8 protein-coding genes, 4 tRNA genes and 1 pseudogene are annotated in these 7,796 nt (G+C 65.2%); 3 read left to right on the forward strand and 10 right to left on the reverse strand.

What is annotated here, in order from left to right; genetic code table 11:
• The 8 genes and pseudogenes from P8Y39_11370 to cysE form a co-directional block, all read right to left on the reverse strand.
• On the reverse strand, positions 1-93 hold a 93-nt coding region (locus tag P8Y39_11370; protein ID MEJ2192923.1), incomplete at its 3' end, for a GTP-binding protein.
• 51 nt (positions 94-144) lie between these two features.
• Positions 145-217 (reverse strand) — tRNA-Thr (locus tag P8Y39_11375).
• Positions 218-245: 28 nt separating this feature from the next.
• A tRNA-Gly gene (locus tag P8Y39_11380) sits at positions 246-317 on the reverse strand.
• Between the two features lie 4 nt (positions 318-321).
• Positions 322-406 (reverse strand) — tRNA-Tyr (locus P8Y39_11385).
• Positions 407-465: 59 nt separating this feature from the next.
• Positions 466-541: transfer RNA gene (locus P8Y39_11390), tRNA-Thr, on the reverse strand.
• Positions 542-651: 110 nt separating this feature from the next.
• A complete protein-coding gene (gene rlmB / locus P8Y39_11395; protein MEJ2192924.1) occupies positions 652-1,404 on the reverse strand; it encodes a 23S rRNA (guanosine(2251)-2'-O)-methyltransferase RlmB in 753 nt (250 codons plus the stop codon).
• 74 nt (positions 1,405-1,478) lie between these two features.
• The gene (gene cysS / locus P8Y39_11400; protein MEJ2192925.1) at positions 1,479-2,933 is read right to left on the reverse strand and encodes a cysteine--tRNA ligase; all 1,455 of its coding nucleotides are present in this window, start codon (positions 2,931-2,933) and stop codon (positions 1,479-1,481) included.
• Positions 2,934-3,107: 174 nt separating this feature from the next.
• Positions 3,108-3,599, reverse strand: a pseudogene (gene cysE / locus P8Y39_11405) (serine O-acetyltransferase).
• Positions 3,600-3,788: 189 nt separating this feature from the next.
• Here cysE and P8Y39_11410 point away from each other — a divergent pair.
• The 3 genes from P8Y39_11410 (at position 3,789) to P8Y39_11420 (ending at position 6,739) form a co-directional block, all read left to right on the forward strand.
• Positions 3,789-4,166, forward strand: a complete 378-nt coding sequence (locus P8Y39_11410; protein MEJ2192926.1) for a NifB/NifX family molybdenum-iron cluster-binding protein — start codon at positions 3,789-3,791, stop codon at positions 4,164-4,166.
• Between the two features lie 65 nt (positions 4,167-4,231).
• Entirely contained in the window at positions 4,232-6,379 is a 2,148-nt protein-coding gene (gene glgP, locus P8Y39_11415; protein ID MEJ2192927.1) for an alpha-glucan family phosphorylase, read from the forward strand.
• Positions 6,380-6,427: 48 nt separating this feature from the next.
• On the forward strand, positions 6,428-6,739 hold the full coding sequence (locus tag P8Y39_11420; GenBank protein ID MEJ2192928.1) for a DUF202 domain-containing protein: 312 nt from the start codon (positions 6,428-6,430) through the stop codon (positions 6,737-6,739).
• A gap of 148 nt (positions 6,740-6,887) precedes the next feature.
• On the opposite strand, the gene P8Y39_11425 is transcribed toward P8Y39_11420, so the two are convergent.
• On the reverse strand, positions 6,888-7,229 hold the full coding sequence (locus tag P8Y39_11425; protein ID MEJ2192929.1) for a hypothetical protein: 342 nt from the start codon (positions 7,227-7,229) through the stop codon (positions 6,888-6,890).
• A gap of 28 nt (positions 7,230-7,257) precedes the next feature.
• Entirely contained in the window at positions 7,258-7,575 is a 318-nt protein-coding gene (locus P8Y39_11430) for a hypothetical protein (GenBank protein ID MEJ2192930.1), read from the reverse strand.
• Positions 7,576-7,796: the final 221 nt, after the last annotated feature.

The following is a 7,796-nucleotide window of genomic DNA, read 5'->3' on the forward strand; positions in this document are numbered from 1 at the left end:
GGCCGCCGTCAGCGTCGTCTTCCCATGGTCCACGTGCCCAATGGTCCCTATGTTGGCGTGAGGCTTCTTCCTTTCGAATTTCTCCTTTGCCATGCCTCCGTCTCCTCTGCCGCTTCTATCTCAAGAAAGAGTTCATAAGCGCAGAGCCCATGACCGGATTTGAACCGGTGACCTCATCCTTACCAAGGATGTGCTCTACCGACTGAGCTACATGGGCTGTTCACCCCACCTCTCGTCTATGGACAAGCGGGAAACGGGATTCGAACCCGCGACCCTCAGCTTGGAAGGCTGACGCTCTACCACTGAGCTATTCCCGCAACCTGGTGGAGAGGGGAGGATTCGAACCTCCGAAGGCAACGCCAACGGGTTTACAGCCCGTCCCCTTTGGCCGCTCGGGAACCTCTCCGACTGAGTGACGCCCGGCATCCGTTCCGGTACCTGAAGCCGACGAATCCGTTTCAGTCCTGGAGCCACCGAAGGGATTCGAACCCCCGACCCGCTGATTACAAATCAGCTGCTCTGCCAACTGAGCTACGGTGGCGAATGAAGGCGCACTCCGCCTTCCGAAACTATTAATATAATACATTCTATCAGAAACGTCAAGGGCATGACACCCTGCCCTGCGCCCCTCCCCCGGGCCGGGGAAAAGGCCTATGTGCGGGCTCTCTGCCGGAGGACTTCATACAGAAGCACACCCGCCGCCACCCCGGCGTTCAGCGAGCCCACCCGGCCCCTGAGGGGGATGCCCACCCGGAGGTCGCACATCTCCCGCACCGTTTTTCTGAGCCCCCTGCCCTCGGAGCCCACCACCAGGGCAAGGGGCCCGGCGAGGTCCGCCTCCCAGAGGGTCACCTCCCCCTCCGCCTCGGCCCCCACTGCCAGGATGCCCGCCTCCTTCATCTCCCTCAAGGCGTGCTTTATGTTGGGCACCACCGCGAGGGCAATGTGCTCCGCGGCCCCGGCCGAGGCCTTCAGGGCCTCCGGCCCCAGGGAAGCCGCCCGCCGCTTCTGGGTGACCACGCCGTGCACCCCGGCGGCCTCGGCCGTCCGCAGTATGCTCCCCAGGTTGCGGGGGTCCTCGATGAGGTCCAGGACGACGAATAGCGGGGGCTCCCCCCGCCTGGAGGGGACGGCGAGGAGATCCTCCAGGGCCGGGCGGCCCGTCGGCTCCTGTACCCGGGCGGCCACCCCCTGGTGCCCCTTGGGGAAACGCGTATCGAAGAAGGCCGGGTCGTGGACCACCTTGACCGGGACGTCCCGCGCGCGGGCCTCCGTGAGGACCTCCGCGACCCTCCGCTTCCGTCCCGCCGAAACGTAAAGGAGGGAGACCCTCCGTCCGGCCTTGAGGGCCTCAAGCACGGGGTTTACGCCATAGACCCACCGGCGGGACTGTTTATCCTTCATTAATCAAGCCGCCCTCCCGCCGTTTTGCCTTGCTCATGCGGAGGACACGGGGAGGGAAAGGAGACTGGTCTCCTTCAGCCTCCCACCTTGACGCGCCAGGCCGTCCCCCCGGGGGCGTCCTCCAGGAGGATGCCCTTCTGCTCGAGCTCATGGCGGATGCCGTCGGCCGCCCCCCAGTCCTTATGCTGCCGGGCCTCCTGGCGCCGCCGGATGAGCTCCTCTATGTCCTCCGCGCGAAGGCCGATGTCCTTGACCTCCATCACCGCGCGGTACCACTGCTCGGGCTCCCTCTGGAAGATGCGGAGCACCGCCCCTGCCTCCCCGAGGGCGGAGAGGGCCTGCCGGAGGAGCTCCCGGGCCCGCTCCCCGGAGGGCTTCCTGTCCAGGAACCTGTTTATCTCGTGGATGAGCTCGAACATGTGCCCGATGGCCAGGGCGGTGTTGAAATCGTCGTCCATGGCCTCCTCGAACCGCCCCTTGAAGGAGGAGGCGGCCTGCGCAAGCTCCTCCGTCCCGGCGAGGCTCTCCTTGCCCCCCTCGCGCCGGAGGAAGTCCTGCACGCGCCTGAGGGTAACGTAGAACCTGTCCACCGAGGCCTCGGCCTCCCGGAGCAGCTCGTCGGAGAACTCTATGGGGCTTCTGTAGTGGGTGCCCAGGAGGAAAAAGCGCACTGTCTCGGGCTCGAACTCCCGGAGGATGTCCTCCACGGTGAAGAAGTTCCCCAGGGACTTGGACATCTTCTCCTTGTCCACCGTGATGAACCCGTTATGGACCCAGTAGGTGACGAAGGGCTTCCCCGTGAAGGCCTCGGACTGGGCCCGCTCGTTCTCGTGGTGGGGAAAAATGAGGTCGGCCCCGCCGCCGTGGATGTCGAAGGTCTCCCCCAGGTGCTTCATGCTCATGGCGGAGCACTCGATATGCCAGCCCGGCCTGCCCGGCCCCCAGGGGCTCTCCCACGCGGGCTCCCCCTCCTTGGAGGCCTTCCAGAGGGCGAAGTCCATGGGGTGGCGCTTCCTGGGGTCCACGGAGACCCGGGCCCCCGCCTGCATGTCCTGAAGCCTCCGGTGCGAGAGCCGTCCGTAGGTGGGGAACTTCTCCACGGCGAAGTAGACGTCCCCGTCCACCTCGTAGGCGTGGCCCTCCCGGAGCAGGCCCTCCACGAGCTCGATTATCTCGGCGATGTGCTCCGTGGCCTTGGGCTCGCAGTCGGCGGGCTCCACCCCCAGGCGCCCCATGTCCTCGTAGTATTTCTCCGTGTACAGGCGGGCCACCTCGTCCCAGGGCATCCCCATCTCCCGGGCCCGGTTGATGATCTTGTCGTCGATGTCCGTGAAGTTCTTTACGAAGGCGACCTCGTAGCCCCGGTAGCGAAGGTACTGCCGCATGACGTCAAAGACCACCGCGCTTCTGGCGTGCCCGATGTGCGAGACGTCGTAGACCGTGACGCCGCAGGCGTACATGCCGACCTTGCCCGGCGTAAGGGGAGTGAACTCCTCCTTCTCCCCGCTCATCGTGTTGAAGACCCTCATGGCGCTCTTTTTCCCCTCAAGGCGTTCTATCTTCCTCTCAAGCCGCCCGGCGTAGGCCTCCAGGGCCTGGAACCGTTCCTCCACGGGGTCGGGCAGATGCACGTGGTCCAGCACCTCCACGGCCCCGTGCTCCTCCACCCTGAAAACCCTTTTCTTGATGACCCTCCCGGGCACGCCCACCACGATGGCGTGGTCCGGCGCGGGCCTGAGGACGACGGAATTGGCCCCTATCTTAACATGGCTTCCGATGCGTATCGCCCCCAGCACCTTGGCTCCGGCCCCCACCACCACGCCGTCGCCCAGGGTGGGATGCCTCTTTCCCTTCTCCTTGCCCGTGCCCCCCAGGGTGACCCCCTGGTAAAGGAGGCAGTCGCGCCCTATCTCGGTGGTCTCGCCGATGACCACGCCCATGCCGTGGTCGATGAACAGGCCGGGGCCTATCCTTGCCGCCGGATGTATCTCGATGCCCGTCAGCAAGCGCGACACCAGGGCGATGAGGCGGGGCAGGAGGGGTATCCCGAGCCTCCAGAGGCGGTGGGTCAGCCGGTGGAGGAAGACGGCGTGGAACCCCGAGTAGGTGAGGACCACCTCCCAGCCGCTCCGTGCCGCGGGGTCTTTCTCGAAAACGGCCCTGTAGTCGGCCCTTACGTCCTCCCGGAAACCCATATCCTTTCAATTATAAAAGATTTCGGATTTCAAAGGGTCCCCCCTTTAAACACCCCGTCCCGAAGTGCCCCCATCGCGCCCCCGCCCCGGCAGGGAGGCGTTTTCCTTTCTCCACCACGGCGGCCTTGACAGCACGCGGCGGGCCTGGCATACTGTGCATATGCACATTATGAGAGAGGAGAGACGCCAATGACCGTCTGTTTTCCCGTCACGGAGGCCCGCGGCCTCCAAAGCAAAGTATACGGACATTTCGGCTCGGCCCCGGCCTTTCTTCTGGTGGACACCGAGAGCCGGGTGGTGAAGAAAATCGACAACAGGGACCTCCACCACGCCCACGGCGCGTGCAGCCCCCTCAAGGCCCTGGGCCCCCACGGGGTGGACGCCGTGGTGGTGGGCGGCATCGGCAGGGGCGCCCTCTTGGGGCTCGCCTCCGCGGGGGTCAAGGTGTACAGGGCCTCCGCGCCCACGGCGGCGGAAAACCTGGAGATGCTCCGGGAGCTCGAGGAGATAACCCCCGCGGGCGCCTGCGCGGGGCACGGCGAGGGAGGAGGCTGCTCCCACCTCTAGGCCTGTCGCGTTTCGCCGCGTAACGGTATATAATCCCGTTAAGACCCGCTGGGAGGAGGAGCGGCATGAGCGACGGCAACGGCAAGAGGCGGTTCCCGGGGCTCCCCGAGCGCATCGCCGGGCTTGAGGAGCTGGCCTTCAACCTCTGGTGGAGCTGGCACCCGGAGGCGAGAAACCTCTTCAAGATGCTCCACCGGACGGCCTGGAAGGAGAGCGTGCACAACCCCGTGCTCGAACTGCACGAGCTGGGCCCCGCCGTGTTCGCGCAGGCCGTCAAGGACGAAAGGTTCCTGCGGCACTACGACGCCGTCATGTCCCGGTTCCACGGGGACATCGGCTCCGCGGGATGGTTCCACAACGCAGTCGCCGAGCCCGATGCCTTCACCATAGCTTTTTTCTCGGCGGAGTACGGGCTTCAGCATTCCCTTCCCTTTTATGCCGGCGGACTGGGCTTTCTGGCGGGGGACATTCTCAAGGAGTGCAGCAACCTCAGGGTGCCCCTGGTGGGCGTGGGGTTCATGTATCCCCAGGGCTATCTCAGGCAGAGGATGGCCGCCGACGGGACGCAGATAAGCCAGAGCCAGCCCCTTGAGCGGGAGAAGGCGCCCATCGAGCGGGTCGGCGGCGCGGACGGAAACCCCCTGCTGGTCCGGGTGCCGGCCGGGGAGCCCCCCATATTCGTGGAGGTCTGGCGCGTCCAGGTGGGCAACGTCCCCCTGTACCTCATGGACACGGACGTCGAGCCCAACAGCATGGAGGACAGGGGCATATCCTCGCACCTGTACGTCGGGGACCCGGAAGGAAGGCTCAGGCAGGAGATGGTCCTGGGCATCGGCGGGGTGGAGGTCCTGAACGCCCTGGACATACACTGCTCGGTGCTTCACCTGAACGAGGGGCATCCGGCCTTCGCGGTCCTGGAGAGGGTCCGCGAAATGGTCAAGGACGGGGCGGCCCCCGCCCAGGCCGTCGAGCTGGTCAGACAGGCCACCATCTTTACCACCCATACGCCGGTGCCCGCGGGCCACGACGTCTTTGATTTTGCTCTCATGGAGAAGCACTTCTCCTCCTACCGCCCCGACCTGGGCCTCTCCAGGGAGGAGTTTCTGGCGCTGGGCAGAAACCCCGAGAGGCCCGAGCAGGGGTTCAACATGACGGCCTTCGCCCTGAGGAGCGCCGCCCACAGCAATGCGGTCAGCAAGAAGCACGGCGAGGTGACCCGCCGCATGTGGCACTCCCTGTGGCCCGACAGGCGGGAGGAGGACGTCCCCATCGGGCACGTCACCAACGGCGTGCACGTGCCCACGTGGATAGATCCCAAGATGGAGCTTCTCCTGAACAGCCACCTCTGGCCCAACTGGCTCGACGACCACGACAACCCCGACACCATACGGCTGGTGGACGACATTCCCGACCGGGAGCTGTGGGACACCCACAACTGGCTGAAGATGAAGCTCATCCTGAACATCATGGACCGGGCCCGGCGCCAGTGGCTGGAGGAGTCCCCCGAGCCCTCCTGCCTCCTGGGAGCGGGCCTGTTTCTGGACCCCAACGTGCTCACCCTGGGGTTTGCCCGGAGGTTCACGACATACAAGCGGGCAGCGCTGATTCTCTCGGACCCCGAAAGATTGAAGAAGCTCCTGAACGACCGGTGGAAGCCCGTGCAGGTCGTCTTTGCGGGAAAGGCCCACCCCGACGACAAGCCCGCCCAGGAAATCCTGAGAAAGGTCTTTCTGGCCGCGAAGGACCCCGCCTTCGGGGGGCGCATCGCCTTCGTGGAGGACTACAACGAGCAGTTCGCCCAGTACCTCACCCACGGCGTGGACGTCTGGCTCAACAACCCGCAGCCTCCCCTGGAGGCCTGCGGCACCAGCGGGATGAAGGCGGCCATAAACGGGGTCCCCCACCTCTCCGTGCGCGACGGCTGGTGGGTGGAGGGCTACCGGGGAGGAAACGGATGGGTCTTCGGCTCAGACGGCGGGGAGCGCGACGACGCCGCCGACGCCGCCTCGCTCTACCGCACCCTGGAGGAAGAGATCGTCCCGCTTTATTACGACACCGGCAGCGACGGCATGCCCCAGGGATGGGTGCGCGTGATGAAGGAAGCCATGAAGACCGCCATGCCCTTCTTCAACGCCCGGCGGATGGTCAAGGAATACGCCCGCAGGTTCTACCACCCGGCCATGGCGGCCTGCGGCGTGCACGTCAGACAGTAGAGGGCGGGAGAGAGCGAGGGGAGCACGGAAGAGACCGCGAAAACCAAGATGCGCCTCATCCTGCGGGACCGCCTGGCCGAAAACCGCACGGACCTGGCCAACCAGCGGACCTTCCTTGCCTACGTGCGCACGGCCCTCACCCTTTTCGTGGCGGGCGTGACCTTCATCCGCTTCTTCGGCACGCCGATCATCGTCGTGACGGGATGGGTGCTCCTCCCCCTGGGGCTGTACACCCTGGTGCGGGGGGTGCTCAGCTTCCGAAGGATGACCCGCCTCATCAAGGAGGAGGAGAAAACCATTCCTCCCCGGCCTCCCAACCGTCCGGCCGCTGACGCTCCGCCGGGTCAGCTCAAGAAGTAAGCGCCCCTTGCGGCGGCCTCCGGCTTGACGGCATTCGGAAAGACTTTTTCTCCAAAAAATGCTGCCGGGGACTCGGGAGTGTTCGAAAAAGGGGGAGGGGGCCGGGTGGCGGGGAGGTGTGCCGCCCGGCCCCGAGGGGTAACGGAGATTAATCGTTCCGTACGGCGGCCTTGGCCTCCATGCTCTTGCCTTTGACGGCGGTGGTGGCCGCATCGGTCGCATAGGCAATCGCCGTGCCGGCCAGGGAGCCAAGGACGAGGCTCACCGCACCGGCGCAGAACAGGCCCAGGAGAATGCCCATCACCACCAGAGCGCGGGTTATGAGGCCGGGCTCCACCGGACCGCCCATGAGCTGGCTCAGAAGAATCAGGGTCCCGTAGCTGCCGAAGTAGAAGCCGGGCACGATGCCGAAGATGAGGAAGAATATGCCGCCCACTATGGCGCCCATCTTGCGTCCCGTCTGAAGAGTCTTTCTGGTTTCCTCAGTCATGTCGTCACCCTCCGTTTATGTATCGCGGTTATTTTTCGGCCTCGGCAGCCGGCTTGTGGAACCCTTTCCGGGCTTGGTCGATGGCCACGCCGACCAGCCAGCCCAGGGAGGTGCCCCCCGCCGTGAAAATCAGGCCGGCCAGGAAGACCCCGACCAGCATGCCGCCGGCCACCAGGATGCGGGACACTATCGTGGGCATGAGAGGGCCGCCGAAAAGGAAATTCCCTATGTTCAGTCCCAGGACGCCGCCCAGGAAAGCCCCGGGGACCAGTCCGAATATGACGAACAGAGTAAGTCCCGTCCCCGCACCTAAAACACTGAGTTTCTTTGAGAATGTGTCTTGCATTGTGTGTCCCTCCTTTCTTCTGCCTCTCTGCCCCTTACGGAGCATTTTCCATGCCAGAGGGAAAGCCTTTGATAATTCAGCGATGCACCCCCCGCAGGGCTTGCATTCGGGCAAAATGTTTTGCAAAGTTGCCAAGACAACCGGCCCGGGGGGGAGCCCGGCCAGCCGGGCCAGCCGGCTTTGCCTTCCGCCTCTTCCGATACACTGTCCATGACGGGGGG

Source organism: Nitrospirota bacterium (assembly GCA_037386965.1).
Lineage (GTDB): Bacteria > Nitrospirota > Thermodesulfovibrionia > Thermodesulfovibrionales > JdFR-86 > JARRLN01.

What these genes read in the sequence shown, in the direction of transcription:
- rlmB (MEJ2192924.1), bottom strand. Translation starts at nt 1,404, where the DNA reads ATGAAGGATAAACAGTCCCGCCGGTGGGTCTATGGCGTAAACCCCGTG.
- cysS (MEJ2192925.1), bottom strand. Translation starts at nt 2,933, where the DNA reads ATGAGGGTCTTCAACACGATGAGCGGGGAGAAGGAGGAGTTCACTCCC.
- P8Y39_11410 (MEJ2192926.1), top strand. Translation starts at nt 3,789, where the DNA reads ATGACCGTCTGTTTTCCCGTCACGGAGGCCCGCGGCCTCCAAAGCAAA.
- glgP (MEJ2192927.1), top strand. Translation starts at nt 4,232, where the DNA reads ATGAGCGACGGCAACGGCAAGAGGCGGTTCCCGGGGCTCCCCGAGCGC.
- P8Y39_11420 (MEJ2192928.1), top strand. Translation starts at nt 6,428, where the DNA reads ATGCGCCTCATCCTGCGGGACCGCCTGGCCGAAAACCGCACGGACCTG.
- P8Y39_11425 (MEJ2192929.1), bottom strand. Translation starts at nt 7,229, where the DNA reads ATGACTGAGGAAACCAGAAAGACTCTTCAGACGGGACGCAAGATGGGC.
- P8Y39_11430 (MEJ2192930.1), bottom strand. Translation starts at nt 7,575, where the DNA reads ATGCAAGACACATTCTCAAAGAAACTCAGTGTTTTAGGTGCGGGGACG.